The organism is Thiothrix eikelboomii (genome assembly GCF_900167255.1).
GTDB classification, from domain to species: domain Bacteria; phylum Pseudomonadota; class Gammaproteobacteria; order Thiotrichales; family Thiotrichaceae; genus Thiolinea; species Thiolinea eikelboomii.
Genome location: NZ_FUYB01000012.1, coordinates 93,153 through 107,500 on the forward strand (window position 1 = coordinate 93,153; position 14,348 = coordinate 107,500).

Consider the following 14,348-nt stretch of genomic DNA (forward strand, 5'->3'; position numbering starts at 1 on the left):
CTTCTCCATGAAGAGCGTTGCGCCTGTTAGACTAGGCTATCTTTTTTGAGGAATTCCTGAGTGATGGATAAGGAACAAACAACCCATTTTGGCTATCAACAAGTTCCTGTTATGGAAAAAGCTAGTAGAGTGGCGGGAGTATTTCATTCGGTAGCCGACAAATACGACGTAATGAACGACGTAATGTCATTTGGGGTTCATCGTATTTGGAAACGCATCACAATTGATGCAGCGGGCGCGAAACAAGGTTCGAAAGTTTTAGACTTAGCGGGGGGGACGGGTGATTTAGCGAGTCAATTTGCCCGCATCGTCGGTCAATCGGGCAAAGTCGTCCTATCTGATATTAATGCCTCGATGTTAGAAAATGGTCGCCAACGTCTGACTGACTTAGGTATTGCGGGCAATATTGAATATGTTCAAGCTAATGCTGAGTGTTTACCATTTGCTGATAATACCTTTGATATTGTGACAATGGCCTTTGGTTTAAGAAATGTCACCGATAAAGAATCCGCTTTGCGTTCGATATTTCGAGTCCTTAAAGCCGGAGGGCGTTTATTGGTATTAGAATTTTCTAAACCGGTTTTACCCGGTCTAGCGCCGATTTATGATCAATACTCCTTTAAATTCCTACCCTTTATGGGCAAATTGATTGCCAATGATGCAGACAGCTATCGCTATTTAGCAGAGTCGATTCGCATGCACCCTGATCAGGAAACCTTAAAAAGTATGATGAGTAATGCGGGCTTTGAGCGTGTCACTTACACCAATATGACGGGGGGTATTGTGGCTTTGCATAAGGGTTTTAAGCTTTAAAGCGCTGATACAATCGCTCACCTAAAAGAGCCGCTAAGATTAAAGCGTAAATCAGTGGCTCAGAGGTATCCGACTTGGCATCTTTCATCCACCAAAAATGCAGTACGGCTAGGATGGATAAGGGATAAATTAAAGTATGCAAAGTTTTCCAACGCTTACCTAAGCGACGTAGCATCGCTTTAGGTGAAGTGATTGCTAAAGGAAGCAGCATGAGAAAAGCCAGCATACCCACGGTGATAAAGGGGCGTTTGAGAATATCCCGCCAAATCCCCTGCCAATCAAAGAACTGATCCAGCCATAGATACAAAAGCAAATGGATACTCGCGTAGAAGAAGGCAAATAGCCCCAGCATCCGCCGTAAGCGAATGCCTTGAGTCCAGCCGATTAAGCGCCGCAAACTTGAGAGTGCCAGCGTCAGCAATAGAAACCGCAAAGCCCAATCACCCGAACTACGAGTGACGGCTTCAATCGGATTAGCACCCAAACGATCTTGCCAAACGCCAAACCCCATTAAAACCAAAGGTAGCAGAGCTAAAGCAAATACCAACGGCTTGATACACCGACTAAACAAAGGCTCAGGCAGCTGCATTAATAATTTTTCCGTAAATCCATACCGCTGTAGAGGCTGGCTACTTGCGCTTCATAACCATTGAACATCAGGGTTTTACGCTTGCTGAACTCACCGATCCGGCGTTCGTTGTATTGCGCCCAACGCGGATGATCTACCGTAGGATTGACATTCGAATAAAAACCATATTCCCGTGCATTCGCCTTTTCCCAACTCGAAACGGGCTGCTGCTCCACAAAACTAATGCGTACAATGGATTTGATACTCTTAAAACCATATTTCCACGGTACGACGAGGCGCAAGGGTGCACCATTTTGATTGAGTAGCGGCTTATTATACAAGCCAGTCGCCAGCAAAGTTAAAGGGTGCATGGCTTCATCCATCCGCAAGCCTTCGGTATAAGGCCAATCGAGCACATTCTGCTTAAGCTCAGGCATTTGCTTAGGGTCGGCTAAAGTTTCAAAGCGCACAAACTTAGCTTTAGATGTTGGTTGGAATCGCTTCAAAAGCTGGCCTAACGGAAAACCTTGCCACGGAATCACCATTGACCAACCTTCCACACAACGCATCCGATAAATACGTTCTTCAAGTGCATGCGGTTTTAAAATATCTTCCAGCGTATAAGTACCCGGTTTTTCACAAGCGCCATCTACTGTCACTGACCACGGTGAAGTGATCAGAGTTTTAGCCTTGATAGCCGGTTCATCCTTGCCAGTACCGAACTCATAAAAATTATTGTATGTGGTGATGTCCGCAAAATCGGTCGGCGTTTCGTCGGTTGAAAACGCAGATTTTGCCCAAGCCCGTTGGGGTAAAGCTGTCCCTAAAAGCGCAGCACCACCGAGAAATTTTAAAAATTCGCGACGATGTTGATAAAGCGCATAGGGCGTGGTGTCATTTTCAGTTAAATCTGGAGTCTGTTTAATCATCATTGTTCAATACCTCTAGGCTAATACGAGATCCAGCCATTTTTGGATGCAAGCCTCTGTGTTTATGCTATTGTCGCGACAGCTAGGTTGAAGGAGAGCTGAATGAAGCTTCGTCATTTGTTTTATCTAGGTTTGGGAGTGGCTGTCTTAGCGATCAGCAGTCTAACAGCCCAGCAATTACTCAATCATCAGACTGCAACAATGACTATTAATTCTGATAATGCTGATTTCTCCCTGACGCAAAACCAGCAGACCGTTCACTTAAAAGATTTTCGCGGCAAATTAGTGCTCCTGTATTTTGGTTATGCCTCCTGCCCTGATGTTTGCCCGACATCCTTGGCCTTATTAGGTTCAGCGTTAAAAGCCTTAAGCCCAGCAGAAGCAGCACAGATTCAGCCGATATTTATTAGTGTTGATCCTGCCCGCGATCATGGGAATCAGCTCATGGACTATGCGCGTTACTTTTATCCGAGTTTTATTGGGATGACTGGCACAGAGCAAGAAATTCAACAGGCTGCTAGGCAATACGGCGCATTTTACAGTAAGGTAGCTAGCAATTCGGCGCTAGGGTATACCGTTGACCATAGCTCTAATAGCTATTTAATTGGTAAAGAAGGGCAATTGCTCACCACATTCAAGCACGATGCGAGCAAAGCTGACGTACTAGCAGGCATTCGGGCTGCTTTAAACCATTAATCTGGAGTAAGTGTATGCTGCTCAATGCTTTCATCCTGCCATTAGAGGCTGCTTTTAATACATGGCTTAAACTTGAGGAAAGAACTCATGGCCATGCACGGCAGCGGTTACAAGCCTTACAGGGGCAATTAATTCATTTACGGATCACCAATCCGGGCTTTGACTTGTACTTTTTACCGACGGCAGACACCGTAAAGATTAGCCCTCACTACGACGCTCCAGCGGATGTCAGTATTCAGGGCAGTGCGTTAGCCTTGATGCGTTTGGCTCAGTCTGAGGATAGCGGTAAGGCTATGCTTGAAAACGGCATTAAAATTGAGGGTGACTTAGGTTTAGGCACTGAATTTAGTAAAATTCTGCGTGAGATTGATGTCGACTGGGAGGAGCTACTGGCTCAAGCTGTGGGCGATACCGTCGCACATCAAGCAGGTCAGTTGGCACGCAACACCCAAGGCTGGATGAAGCAATCAACCCAAGCTATGCGCTTAAATACACAAGAATACTTGCAAGAAGAAGCCCGTTTCTTGCCTGCGGATGCAGAATTAAGCGACTACTACGCGCAAGTCGATCAATTACGTTTGGATAGCGAGCGTTTAGAGGCAAGACTTACACGGCTACTCAAAAAAAAGGATGCCTAAGCATCCTTTCTTGACTCAAGTAAAACTGCGAATTCATTGAGTGCACGGCGATACACTTTCCGCTTGAAAAAGACCACTTGCTGAGCGGGAGTCCAATAATCGACCCATTCCCAATGATCAAATTCAGGCTTTGGTGTGGCCTGCAAATTAACATCTCCGTCTCTGCACAACATACGCAGCAAAAACCAACGCTGTTTCTGACCAATGCACAGAGGTCTTGAGCGACGGCGTATCATGTAGTGGGGGATGCGATAGCGTAACCAACCCCGAGTCTGTCCCATGACTTCCACTTGATTGCGCTGCAATCCCGTTTCTTCATGCAACTCTCGATACATCGCATCCAAGGCTGACTCTCCTTGATCTATACCTCCTTGAGGAAACTGCCAAGACTCTTGACCCAAGCGCCTTCCCCAAAACACTTTACCATCGCAATTACAGAGGATGATGCCAACGTTCGCACGGAAACCGTCCTCATCAATCACGACAATCCTCCAGAACTTTTACAGTTGTATTGATTTTTTCACAATCACAATGATTCGGCAATTTTAAGCGAGTACAATCGAGTATTTTTCTGCTAAACGTAGAGGAGCAGACATGACACTCGCACTTTTCGACCTCGATAACACGTTATTAAAAGGCGACAGCGATTATCAATGGGGCGAATTTCTGGTTCGTAAAGGTTTGGTCGATGCTAAACAGCATGCAGAAACTAATCGGCGCTTTTACGGGCAATATACGAATGGCACTTTAAATATCCATGAATATGCTGCGTTCACGTTTAAGTTTTTAAGTGATCACAGCAAAGAGCAGCTAGACCAATGGCGGCAGGAATACCTACAAGAAGACGTCCAACAAATGATTCCAGCTGCCGCGCGTGCTTTAGTTGAAAAGCATCGTACCCTCGGGCATACCTTAGTGATTATCACTGCCACCAATAGCTTTGTGACGCGCCCCATTGCTACTGAGTTTGGCATTGAGCATTTATTGGCAGTTGAGCCTAAGATGGAAAATGGACGCTATACCACTGAAATTGACGGCATTCCCACCTTCCGCGAAGGCAAAATCGAGCGTTTAAAAGCATGGTTACAAGGCCGCGCAGAAACCTTGGAAGGGAGCTATTTTTATAGCGATTCACATAATGATTTGCCTTTGTTAGAGATCGTGGATTATCCGACTGCCGTTGACCCAGACGATATTTTACGGGCGAAAGCTATCGCTAGAGGCTGGCCAATTATTAGTTTACGGAGCTAAATCATGCGTTACCCTGCCAGTAAATTGCCACAGATTGGCACGACGATTTTTACCCTTATGTCACAGATGGCAAATGAATATAAGGCCATTAATCTCTCGCAGGGTTTTCCTGATTTTGATGGTCCCTCCGCACTTTTAAATGCAGTCGGAGCTTATATTGCTAAAGGCATGAATCAGTATGCGCCGATGAGTGGCCTGCCTGTTTTGCGTGAGCAGATTGCTGTCAAAGTGCAACGCCTTTATGGTAATCCAATCACAGCCGATGAAGTGACTATCACCTCCGGCGCGACCGAGGCTTTATTTGCAGCGATTGCCGCTGTGGTTCGCCCCGGTGATGAAGTGATTATGTTCGACCCTGCCTATGACAGTTATGACCCAGCGGTTGAACTGAACGGTGGGGTGGCAGTGCATTTGCAATTACACCCCCCTAGTTTTGCCATTGATTGGGCAAAACTCAAGGCAGCACTTACCCCGAAAACACGCTTAATTATTCTGAACTCACCGCATAATCCAACCGGTAGCGTGTTGACCGCAGCGGATATGCAGCAATTGATTGAGCTCGTGCGTGATACCGATCTATTACTACTAGGCGATGAAGTTTACGAACATATCGCTTTTAATGGACAAGTCCATCAGAGTTTAAATCGTTATCCTGAGTTGTATGAACGCAGCTTTGTAGTCTCATCCTTTGGCAAAACTTATCATGCAACCGGCTGGAAAATTGGCTATTGCGTTGCGCCCCCACCGTTAACGACTGAATTCCGCAAGATGCATCAATATCTGACCTTTGCAACCTGCACCCCGATGCAATTAGCGCTGGCGGATATTCTGCGTGATGAACCTGAACATGCGGATAATTTGCCACAGTTTTATCAGCAAAAACGTGATTTGTTCTGCTCATTAATGAGCAATAGCCGCTTTACCTTTACACCTTCCGCAGGGACTTATTTTCAGCTGGTCGATTACAGTGCAATCAGCGATTTGCCGGATAAGGCTTTCTGCGAATGGCTGACTCAACAAGTAGGGGTGGCGGCAATTCCCGTTTCGGTGTTTTGCCAAACCCCACCAGAGATGCGTTTGATTCGTTTCTGCTTTGCCAAAAGCGATGAAACCTTACAGCGCGCCGCTGAGCGCTTATCGGCCATTTAAGAGGCTAGCCATGACCGAATTCTTACGAGTGAGCTTGGTACAAAGTGAGTTAGCTTGGCAAAACCCAGAAGCCAATCGAGCACACTTTGCAGCGCTATTGCAGGGCTTAGCCGGGCAAACCGATTTGATAATCTTGCCAGAGATGTTCACTACTGGTTTTATGATGACACCCGAAACCCAAGCTGAAACTTATGGTGGAGCGACCTTTACTTGGTTGCAAGCACAAGCTGTGAGCTTGCAGGCCGCTATTTGTGGTTCGGTCGCCACCGCTATTGATGGGCAATACACCAATCGCTTTATGTTCGCCACACCGGATGGCACAGTGCAATTTTATGACAAGCGTCACCTGTTCCGCATGGGCGATGAGGTCAATCATTACAGTGCAGGTTCAGAACGCAAACTGTTCAAATACCTAGGCTGGCGCATTCTGCCCCAAGTTTGTTATGACCTACGTTTCCCTGTGTTTATGCGCAATCGCAATGACTATGATTTGGCGATTGTGGTGGCTAACTGGCCTGCAGTACGCCGCAAACCTTGGCGTACTTTGCTACAAGCGCGGGCGATTGAAAATCAAAGCTATGTACTCGGCGTGAATCGCATCGGTACGGATGCTTTAGGCTTGGGCTATAGCGGTGATTCGCTAGCGGTCGATTTCAAAGGTGAATTGCTGATTGATCAGGCCGAAGGCTTGGCTTTTGTAGCAACGACACCGTTAGATTTAAACGCTTTGAAGCAATTCCGCGAGCAATTTCCAGCATGGATGGATGCGGATGAGTTTAGTTTGAGCTGAATGATAAACCCTTGATCTGTCTATCACTGCACAGTTTGAGGAAATTCAAATGATTCGGCAAATGTCTAGGCAAGTACTTAGCGATTATCATTAAGCTGTTTTCCCGTCAGGTCATCAGTAGCTAGGACTTCAAAATCACTAAATGCTTACCAGCTGCCTGAGGATAAAGACTCTGCAACCCCTTATCAAAACTAATCAGCCGACCCTTTCGGTGAATTGCTAAAGAATACAAAATTGCTAGGTACATTAAAGGTTGGAAACAGACCTTTGTGAGTATATTCGGGCGATTCTTGCAAACCTTTGCGGACTAAATCCGAAAGCACTGCACCCATCGCTCAACTCAATTTTTAAGCTAAATCCCCTTGAATCAAATAACCGCCTATCTCTTTTTTCATACAGTTTTCTTTAAAAATTAATGTTATTTTCAATAACGGCGCACTGCGTCTACCTAAAATATGGAGGAGATACCCTATGAAGCTTATTGCTACTGTGTTCACCACAGTGGCTAGTGTATTGCTGTGTCAATCGCTTGCCAATGCTGCGGATGATGTCAAAATCACCCGCGCTAGTTTGCTCACTCAGCCTTGCTTTGCTTGTCATGGTGCTAATGGGACGAGTGTGGGCTTACCCATTCTTAGCCTTACAGGCCAGACTGAAGACAAGTACTACGAAACCTTAATTGCTTTCAAAACCGGAAAGCGTCCAGCTACACTGATGAACCGGATTGCCAAAGGTTATAGTGATGAAGATTTAAAACTGATCGCTGGCTATCTTGCTAACCCACCCGCTGAAGCCAAACCGGCTAATTAAAGGAGAATCTGTATGGCACAAATCTCACGCAGAAATTTTCTGAAAATGGGCGCAGGCCTTGGCACTTTAGGCTTGATGGGTCTTCCCTCTTTATCCTTTGGCGCAGCTGCAAAAGTTGTCGTCATCGGGGGCGGAAGTGGCGGTGCAACTGCGGCCCGCTATATCAAGCGTTATGATCCTAGCGTTGAAGTCACCCTCATTGAGCGCAATGAAACCTATTACACCTGCTATATGAGCAATGAAGTCTTGGCTGGTGAGCGCACAATGGAGCAAATCAGCTTCGGCTATGATGGCCTGCGTAAAGTGGGGGTCAATGTAGTGATTGATGAGGTCACTAAAGTTGATCCTGCTGCGAAAAAAGTCACGACCAGCAAAGGTGAGTTTGCTTACGATAGATTGATAGTGTCCCCCGGTACCGATTTAAAGTGGGATGCGATTGAAGGCTATACGGAAGAAGCGTCTAAAGAGATTCCTCATGCTTGGAAAGCAGGTGAACAAACCAAGATTTTACGTGCTCAACTCGAAGCGATGGCTGATGGTGGTGTAGTGGTCATTACCGCGCCAGCCAATCCGTTCCGTTGCCCACCCGGGCCTTATGAGCGTGCTAGTTTGATTGCTCAATACCTGAAAGAGAAAAAACCAAAATCTAAAATCATTATTTTAGATGCTAAGCCTAACTTCGCTAAGCAAGACTTATTCATGCAAGGTTGGGAAAAGCTCTATGGCTATAAGACCGACAATAGCCTGATTTCATGGAAAGGTTTAGAAGATCAAGCCAATGCAACTAAAATAGATGTGGCTACCCGCACGGTGACAACTGAATTTGGTGATACCGTTAAAGCAGATGTATTGAATGTGATTCCAGCACAAAAAGCGGGTAAGCTCGCCTTTGATATTGGTTTGACCAGTGATGCAGGCTGGTGTCCAGTGGATTTCAAAACCTTTGAATCAACGATTCACAAAGATATTTATGTGATTGGTGATGCCTGTATTGCGGGTGCTATGCCGAAGTCAGGCTATTCCGCCAATTCTCAAGGCAAAACTGCCGCCGCCGCTGTAGTTGCTTCTTTGCGCTCCATTGAATTACCTGAGACCTCACATATCAATACTTGCTACAGCTTAGTCGGCAAGAGCTACGGTATTTCGGTTGCGGGCGTCTATCAAGTTGGTAAAACTGAAGACGGTAAAACCTCCATTATTTCGGTCAAAGACTCTGGTGGTGTCTCCGCAAAAGACGGTGATGAGGGTGTCCGTGCCACTGAAGCAGCCTACGCACAAGGTTGGTATAAGAACATCACTCAAGAAATATTTGGCTAAGCATCTTCTTAGCTAAATGGGCGAACGATACGCTTAGCTACTGACTGCCTGTTAAACCACAGCCAGCAGTTGATAAGCGTATCGTTGCTGTTAAACCTCATCCCAGTCAGTTGCGACTTTCCCCACCCAGTTCAACCTATAAAGGCCAAAAGACTAGAATCATCGGAATATTTACCATCCCTGCGATCAGACTCATCGGCACGCCAATTTTTAAATAATCGAGGGTTCGATACCCCCCCGGCCCATAAACCATTAAATTAGTTTGATAACCAATCGGGGTCATAAAGCTGGCTGAAGCTGCAAACATCACCGCGATCGCAAATGGCATAATACTCACACCGCTTTGCTCAGCCACCGCACTGCAAATAGGAAACATTAAAACAGCTGCGGCATTATTCGTAATCAACTCAGTAAAAATAACCGTCATAAGATAAATTAATACCAAGGCGATTAAGGGAGTTATATTACTGTTAGCCATTAAACTATCCGCGACTGTTTTTGCAGCTCCCGTTTTTTCAAGTGCTTCCCCCAATGCAAAAGAAGCACCGATCACTGTCAAGACGGTAAAATCAATCGAGCGTCTTGCCAAGCCCGCATTCATGCAGCGTGTAATCAGCATCACCCCTGCTGCCAACCAAGCGGCTTCTAAAATAGGGATAATCTCAAACGCGCTTAATAGCACCATCGCTGCGAGAATACCTAAGGCTAAATAGGTCTTTTGAAAATTAGGCGGGCTGGAGTTCTCTAAAGCACTGACTAACAGAAAATCTTTACGAAACCGGAATTGATTAGCGAACTCTTTATTCGCTTCCAATAATAAAGTATCCCCCACTCGCAGGCGGGTATTTAAACCTTTGTCAGGTAATTTATCTTTACCTCCCCGCGCTACGGATAAGACCACGGCTTGGTAATACCCGAGAAAGTCACATTCCTCAATCGACATCCCCAAAAACGGAAACTCAGGCCCCACCACAACCTCAACTAAACGACGACGGTAATGAGCCACGGCTAAGCGTTGAATATCCTCATTAGCGGGTTGCAAGCCCGCAATACTACGCAACTCATGAGCACAGCGAGGTGCACCAATAAAAGACAGACGATCTCCTTTTTTCAAAACAAAATCATGGGGCGGTGATTGAGTTACCTCCCCCTCTTGCTCGACCTCCGCCAAATAGCCATAACCTAGATTAGTCAAACCGGCTAAGGCGAGGGTTTTTCCTTCTAAGGGACTATCTACCACCATCTCGACATGGTACTCGCGCACCTTATCGACATCCTCAGTAATCCCTTGACTATCGGGCAATAACCGATTGCCAAAGATCAGTAAAAACGAACCACAGACCAGTAACAAGGTTAAGCCTACCCCGGTAATATCAAACATAGCTAACCCGGGCAAGCCCTCTTTTTGCAGCAAACCATTCACGATCAAATTAGTACTCGTGCCAATCAAGGTACAAGTCCCACCAAGAATACTGATATAACTTAAGGGCAGTAAAAGTTTAGAGGGAGGTAGCTTGAGACGCTTACACCATTCCTGAACAGCCGGAATCAACATGGCAACAACCGTCGTATTATTCAAGAAAGCACTTAAGGTTGCTGTCGGTACTAACATTCTAAACTGAGCACCGCGCACCGTAGTCGGCTGACCGAGGAGGCGACGGGTGATGTATTGAATAGCCCCAGTCTCTCTTAAACCCGCCGCAACAATATATAAAGCCGCAATCGTCATCAGACCCGTGTTTCCAAAACCTGCAAACGCCTCATTGGGTTCTAAAATACCGATGACCAATAAAAAAACGAGGCCTGCCATCAAAATCAGGTCAGCTGCTATTTTCGAAAACGCTAGCATGCCTAACACGGTTAATACCGTCAAAATAGCAACAATGGCTTCCCAGCTCATAGGCAGTTCTCCAATCAATTTACTGCTTAAAAATTACTTAGAAAATAATCTCATCATGTCATTATGACCAGTTAATCATCAAATAAAAAAATCCTATCTTTAAAATCCTAGCGACAAAATAGAACAATGCTTAAAGGAATAAGAGATCGACTTTTTGGGTTTATTCAGTTTATAAAGGCCAGAAAATTAAAATCATCGGGATAGTGACGCATCCTGCTAAGATATTCATTGGAATACCTATTTTCAAATAATCAAGGGTTCGATAGCCTCCAGGCCCATAGACCATTAAATTAGTTTGATAACCAATTGGGGTCATAAAGCTGGCTGATGCAGCAAACATGACCGCGACAGCAAACGGCATCATACTCACACCACTTTGCTCAGCCACTGCACTACAAATCGGGAACATCAAGACCGCTGCAGCATTATTCGTAATAACCTCCGTAAACAAGGAGGTCATGATATAGATTAAAATCAAAGCTAACACAGGAGTCATCGTGCTATGGCTCATTAAACTATCTGCCATAAATTTAGCAGCCCCCGTTTTATCCAAAGCCTCACCCAAGGCAAAGGAAGCACCGATCACCGTTAACACCGTAAAATCAATCGAGCGCCTTGCCAAGCCTGCATTCATACAGCGCGTAATCAGCATCACGCCCGCTGCCAACCAAGCCGCCTCTAAAATAGGGATAATCTCAAATGCACTTAATAGCACCATCACCGCGAGAATACCTAAGGCTAAGTGAGTTTTCTTAAAATTGGGTGGGCTAGAATCCTCTAAAGCACTGACTAGCAGGAAGTCTTTGCGGAAGCGAAATTGGTTGGCAAACTCTTTATTTGCTTCTAACAATAAAGTATCACCGATTTGAATGCGTGAATGTAAACCTTTATCAGGTAACTTGTCTTTCCCCCCCCGTGCCACGGATAAGACCACTGCTTGGTAATACCCCAAGAAATCACACTCTTCAACCGTCATATCTAAGAAGGGAAACTCAGGCCCTACCACCGCCTCAACCAAGCGTCGGCGATAATGTGCAACCGCTAACCGCTGGATAGCTTCATTGGCTGGCTGCAAACCCGCAATACTGCGCAATTCATGAGCACAGCGGGGAGCACCGATAAAAGACAGACGATCTCCTTTTTTCAAAACAAAATCATGAGGAGGACTTTGAATTAACTCGCCATCATGCTCCACCTCCGCTAAATAACCATAACCTAGATTGGTCAAACCGGCTAAGGCCAAGGTTTTCCCCTCTAAGGCACTATCCACAATCATTTCGACATGGTATTCGCGCACCTTATCGACATCCTCAGTGATACCTTGGCTATTAGGTAACAATCGGTTGCCAAAAATCAGTAAAAATGAACCACCTGCTGCTAATAACACTAAACCGACACCGGTAATATCAAACATACCCAGCTCAGGGAAACCATTTTTTTGCAACAGGCCATTGACTACCAAGTTAGTGCTAGTACCAATCAAAGTACAAGTGCCCCCTAAAATAGTCACATAGCTCAATGGCAGTAAGAGTTTTGAGGGCGGTAATTTTAAGCGCTTGCACCACTCTTGAATGGCTGGAATCAACATGGCAACAACGGTCGTATTATTCAAAAAAGCACTTAAAGCTGCGGTCGGTACTAACATCCGAAATTGAGCACCACGCACGGTAGTCGGCTGACCCAGTAAACGCCGGGTGATGTATTGAATAGCCCCGGTTTCTCTTAAACCCGCAGCAACAATATACAAAGCCGCAATCGTCATTAGGCCGGTATTCCCAAAGCCTGCAAACGCTTCCTTGGGTTCTAAAATGCCAGACACGAGGAGAAAAATCAGAGCTGCCATCAAAATGAGATCAGCCGCAATCTTTGACAGTGCTAACATACCTAGCACCGTCAACACAGTCAAAACGGCGACAATAGCCTCCCAATTCATAGGTTCTACTCCTACTAACATGATCTTTGTCAAACTGGGGCATTATGCAACTCTAAAGATAAGCTTAAAAAGTGATATTTTTAAAATTTAATATCTATTAAAGTGATAATGAAATTAGTAAAGTTAGAAATCCCCACGACCTGTACGCTGATCCAGCAAACTCCACTAGTCATGCTAGACTTGGTTAAAGAGGAGATTTGGGTGAGAATCTTAGAGAACTGGAATTAAGTCACTGAAATACGATTAAAAACTATGTCACGCTTTCAGTCAGGTTCGGCCTTTTCAGCTCAAATTGAACCAATATCGTTTATTTAAGGGTTAAGATCATGTTTGCTAAACCACTCCCATTCTTATCAGCCCTGCTTTGCACTAGTTTGTTAGCGACCACTTTAGTGCAAGCAGCACCCAATCAAGCGCCAAAGCCAAATGCTAAACCGCGTAATAACTTTGAAACCCAAATTATTAAGCTAGACGCACGGGTGCATGGTGCAGATAATCCGATTCGTTTGAACCTGCCTCAAGGTAGCTACGAAGTAAAACCTGTCAGCAAAGCAGCGGGCGGGCAGTATGAAGCTTGGAGTGTTTGGGATCGTACCAATTGCCCACGCAGCAAAGGCTGCCCACGCCTTGTCCCTACTCGCTTTACCGGCATGCATAATAATTATTATGTGAGTTCAGCTCAGTTGAGCCAAGTCATCGTCGATGGCAAAGCCTTGCCTATCGTGAAAGAGATTCCACAATACCGCAGCACCAGTTACTTCTTACAAAATGGCGGCAACCGTGCATATGAGGTTACTGAGAACTTTACCTATCCAGACGAAGCCTCTGCTCTAGCAGCCGCTAAAGCCTCCACATTTAGCCTTGATAAAGACAGCCAAGTTGCTTTTATGCTGTTAGATTTAAGCCGTAGCACCGATAACCGGGGTGGTATGACCTTGCAAGTACGGAAAATTAACTAATTGATCACTCGATTGACTCAAGCGGAGTTGTAAGCCATGAGAGCTATTGAACCAAGCCCCCTAAAAGTACCACTCATCACTGTCTCTATTTTGCTAGTGCTAAGTTGTGCCAAGGTCAATGCGGCAACTCCAAATGCTAAAGCCAATGCTCAAAAACTAGCAAGTTTCACCTCTGAGCAGATTAGTACCGCCGTCAGTGATTTAGGTATATCCATACCGGATGCATTGTTTAAGTATTCTGTGAGTCTATATCGCCTAAATTATCCCACTATTGATGGCTATGGCAAAAAAGTTATTGCCTCAGGTGTGATCGCGATTCCAAGCAAAGGCATAAATATGCCAAGCCCGCTTTTGAGTTTCCAACATGGTACGATCTTTCAGGATAAAGAAGCACCTAGCAATGATCTAAATCCTGGAGCACCACCCGCTATTCTAGCTTCATTAGGTTATATCACGGTGGCTGCAGATTACGTGGGCTACGGTCAGTCAAAAGGCAAAGCCCATCCTTATTTACTCAAAAAACCGTCTGCACGGGCTGTGACTGATTTTATTAAACACGCTACTCATTGGTTAAAGCAAACTAATATTAGCCTAA

General features: G+C 45.4%; 15 protein-coding genes (1 of these 15 only partly in view). 10 read left to right on the plus strand and 5 right to left on the minus strand.

What is annotated here, in order from left to right:
* The first annotated feature begins 63 nt into the window (after positions 1-63).
* Positions 64-813: a bifunctional demethylmenaquinone methyltransferase/2-methoxy-6-polyprenyl-1,4-benzoquinol methylase UbiE gene (gene ubiE / locus B5D50_RS12445; protein WP_078922968.1), complete on the plus strand. Its 750-nt coding sequence runs from the start codon at positions 64-66 to the stop codon at positions 811-813.
* On the opposite strand, the gene B5D50_RS12450 is transcribed toward ubiE, so the two are convergent.
* Both B5D50_RS12450 and msrP read right to left on the minus strand, forming a co-directional pair.
* Complete coding sequence (locus tag B5D50_RS12450) at positions 803-1,402, minus strand: protein-methionine-sulfoxide reductase heme-binding subunit MsrQ (protein ID WP_078922969.1); 600 nt, start codon at positions 1,400-1,402, stop codon at positions 803-805. The two genes, ubiE and B5D50_RS12450, sit on opposite strands and share 11 nt — an antisense overlap.
* Positions 1,402-2,313, minus strand: coding sequence for a protein-methionine-sulfoxide reductase catalytic subunit MsrP (msrP, locus tag B5D50_RS12455; RefSeq protein ID WP_078922970.1), 912 nt, complete (start codon positions 2,311-2,313; stop codon positions 1,402-1,404). Before msrP ends, B5D50_RS12450 begins: the two co-directional genes overlap by 1 nt.
* Before the next feature lie 99 nt (positions 2,314-2,412).
* Here msrP and B5D50_RS12460 point away from each other — a divergent pair, with 99 nt between their 5' ends.
* A complete protein-coding gene (locus tag B5D50_RS12460) occupies positions 2,413-3,006 on the plus strand; it encodes an SCO family protein (protein ID WP_078922971.1) in 594 nt (197 codons plus the stop codon).
* A gap of 14 nt (positions 3,007-3,020) precedes the next feature.
* Complete coding sequence (locus B5D50_RS12465; protein WP_078922972.1) at positions 3,021-3,644, plus strand: ubiquinone biosynthesis accessory factor UbiJ; 624 nt, start codon at positions 3,021-3,023, stop codon at positions 3,642-3,644.
* On the opposite strand, the gene B5D50_RS12470 is transcribed toward B5D50_RS12465, so the two are convergent.
* Positions 3,641-4,126, minus strand: coding sequence for an RNA pyrophosphohydrolase (locus B5D50_RS12470; RefSeq protein WP_200807089.1), 486 nt, complete (start codon positions 4,124-4,126; stop codon positions 3,641-3,643). The genes B5D50_RS12465 and B5D50_RS12470 overlap by 4 nt on opposite strands.
* 112 nt (positions 4,127-4,238) lie before the next feature.
* Between B5D50_RS12470 and B5D50_RS12475 the strand changes: the two genes are divergently transcribed.
* From B5D50_RS12475 to B5D50_RS12495, 5 genes are all read left to right on the plus strand, one after another.
* Positions 4,239-4,895 (plus strand): histidinol-phosphatase, encoded by a 657-nt coding sequence (locus tag B5D50_RS12475; protein ID WP_078922974.1) that lies wholly within the window; start codon positions 4,239-4,241, stop codon positions 4,893-4,895.
* A gap of 3 nt (positions 4,896-4,898) precedes the next feature.
* Positions 4,899-6,044 carry a pyridoxal phosphate-dependent aminotransferase gene (locus B5D50_RS12480; protein WP_078922975.1) on the plus strand — a complete coding sequence of 382 codons (1,146 nt, stop codon included), beginning with the start codon at positions 4,899-4,901 and terminating at the stop codon, positions 6,042-6,044.
* Between the two features lie 10 nt (positions 6,045-6,054).
* The gene (locus B5D50_RS12485) at positions 6,055-6,834 is read left to right on the plus strand and encodes an amidohydrolase (protein ID WP_078922976.1); all 780 of its coding nucleotides are present in this window, start codon (positions 6,055-6,057) and stop codon (positions 6,832-6,834) included.
* A 471-nt stretch (positions 6,835-7,305) separates the two neighbouring features.
* Positions 7,306-7,644, plus strand: coding sequence for a c-type cytochrome (locus B5D50_RS12490; protein ID WP_078922977.1), 339 nt, complete (start codon positions 7,306-7,308; stop codon positions 7,642-7,644).
* 12 nt (positions 7,645-7,656) lie between these two features.
* Positions 7,657-8,961: an NAD(P)/FAD-dependent oxidoreductase gene (locus B5D50_RS12495; protein WP_078922978.1), complete on the plus strand. Its 1,305-nt coding sequence runs from the start codon at positions 7,657-7,659 to the stop codon at positions 8,959-8,961.
* Between the two features lie 136 nt (positions 8,962-9,097).
* On the opposite strand, the gene B5D50_RS12500 is transcribed toward B5D50_RS12495, so the two are convergent.
* Both B5D50_RS12500 and B5D50_RS12505 read right to left on the minus strand, forming a co-directional pair.
* Positions 9,098-10,861 (minus strand): SLC13 family permease, encoded by a 1,764-nt coding sequence (locus tag B5D50_RS12500; protein ID WP_078922979.1) that lies wholly within the window; start codon positions 10,859-10,861, stop codon positions 9,098-9,100.
* 169 nt (positions 10,862-11,030) lie between these two features.
* Complete coding sequence (locus tag B5D50_RS12505) at positions 11,031-12,794, minus strand: SLC13 family permease (protein WP_078922980.1); 1,764 nt, start codon at positions 12,792-12,794, stop codon at positions 11,031-11,033.
* 326 nt (positions 12,795-13,120) lie between these two features.
* On the opposite strand from B5D50_RS12505, the gene B5D50_RS12510 reads away from it, so the two are divergent.
* Entirely contained in the window at positions 13,121-13,753 is a 633-nt protein-coding gene (locus tag B5D50_RS12510; protein WP_078922981.1) for a hypothetical protein, read from the plus strand.
* A gap of 36 nt (positions 13,754-13,789) precedes the next feature.
* A protein-coding gene (locus tag B5D50_RS12515) for an alpha/beta hydrolase family protein (RefSeq protein WP_078922982.1) crosses the window boundary here: on the plus strand, positions 13,790-14,348 show its 5' end (the start). Its footprint extends 584 nt past the window's final position; the window shows 559 of its 1,143 coding nt (coding positions 1-559); it begins with the start codon at positions 13,790-13,792; the stop codon falls past the right edge of the window.

What these genes read in the sequence shown, in the direction of transcription:
- ubiE (WP_078922968.1), top strand. Translation starts at nt 64, where the DNA reads ATGGATAAGGAACAAACAACCCATTTTGGCTATCAACAAGTTCCTGTT.
- B5D50_RS12450 (WP_078922969.1), bottom strand. Translation starts at nt 1,402, where the DNA reads ATGCAGCTGCCTGAGCCTTTGTTTAGTCGGTGTATCAAGCCGTTGGTA.
- msrP (WP_078922970.1), bottom strand. Translation starts at nt 2,313, where the DNA reads ATGATGATTAAACAGACTCCAGATTTAACTGAAAATGACACCACGCCC.
- B5D50_RS12460 (WP_078922971.1), top strand. Translation starts at nt 2,413, where the DNA reads ATGAAGCTTCGTCATTTGTTTTATCTAGGTTTGGGAGTGGCTGTCTTA.
- B5D50_RS12465 (WP_078922972.1), top strand. Translation starts at nt 3,021, where the DNA reads ATGCTGCTCAATGCTTTCATCCTGCCATTAGAGGCTGCTTTTAATACA.
- B5D50_RS12475 (WP_078922974.1), top strand. Translation starts at nt 4,239, where the DNA reads ATGACACTCGCACTTTTCGACCTCGATAACACGTTATTAAAAGGCGAC.
- B5D50_RS12480 (WP_078922975.1), top strand. Translation starts at nt 4,899, where the DNA reads ATGCGTTACCCTGCCAGTAAATTGCCACAGATTGGCACGACGATTTTT.
- B5D50_RS12485 (WP_078922976.1), top strand. Translation starts at nt 6,055, where the DNA reads ATGACCGAATTCTTACGAGTGAGCTTGGTACAAAGTGAGTTAGCTTGG.
- B5D50_RS12490 (WP_078922977.1), top strand. Translation starts at nt 7,306, where the DNA reads ATGAAGCTTATTGCTACTGTGTTCACCACAGTGGCTAGTGTATTGCTG.
- B5D50_RS12495 (WP_078922978.1), top strand. Translation starts at nt 7,657, where the DNA reads ATGGCACAAATCTCACGCAGAAATTTTCTGAAAATGGGCGCAGGCCTT.
- B5D50_RS12500 (WP_078922979.1), bottom strand. Translation starts at nt 10,861, where the DNA reads ATGAGCTGGGAAGCCATTGTTGCTATTTTGACGGTATTAACCGTGTTA.
- B5D50_RS12505 (WP_078922980.1), bottom strand. Translation starts at nt 12,794, where the DNA reads ATGAATTGGGAGGCTATTGTCGCCGTTTTGACTGTGTTGACGGTGCTA.
- B5D50_RS12510 (WP_078922981.1), top strand. Translation starts at nt 13,121, where the DNA reads ATGTTTGCTAAACCACTCCCATTCTTATCAGCCCTGCTTTGCACTAGT.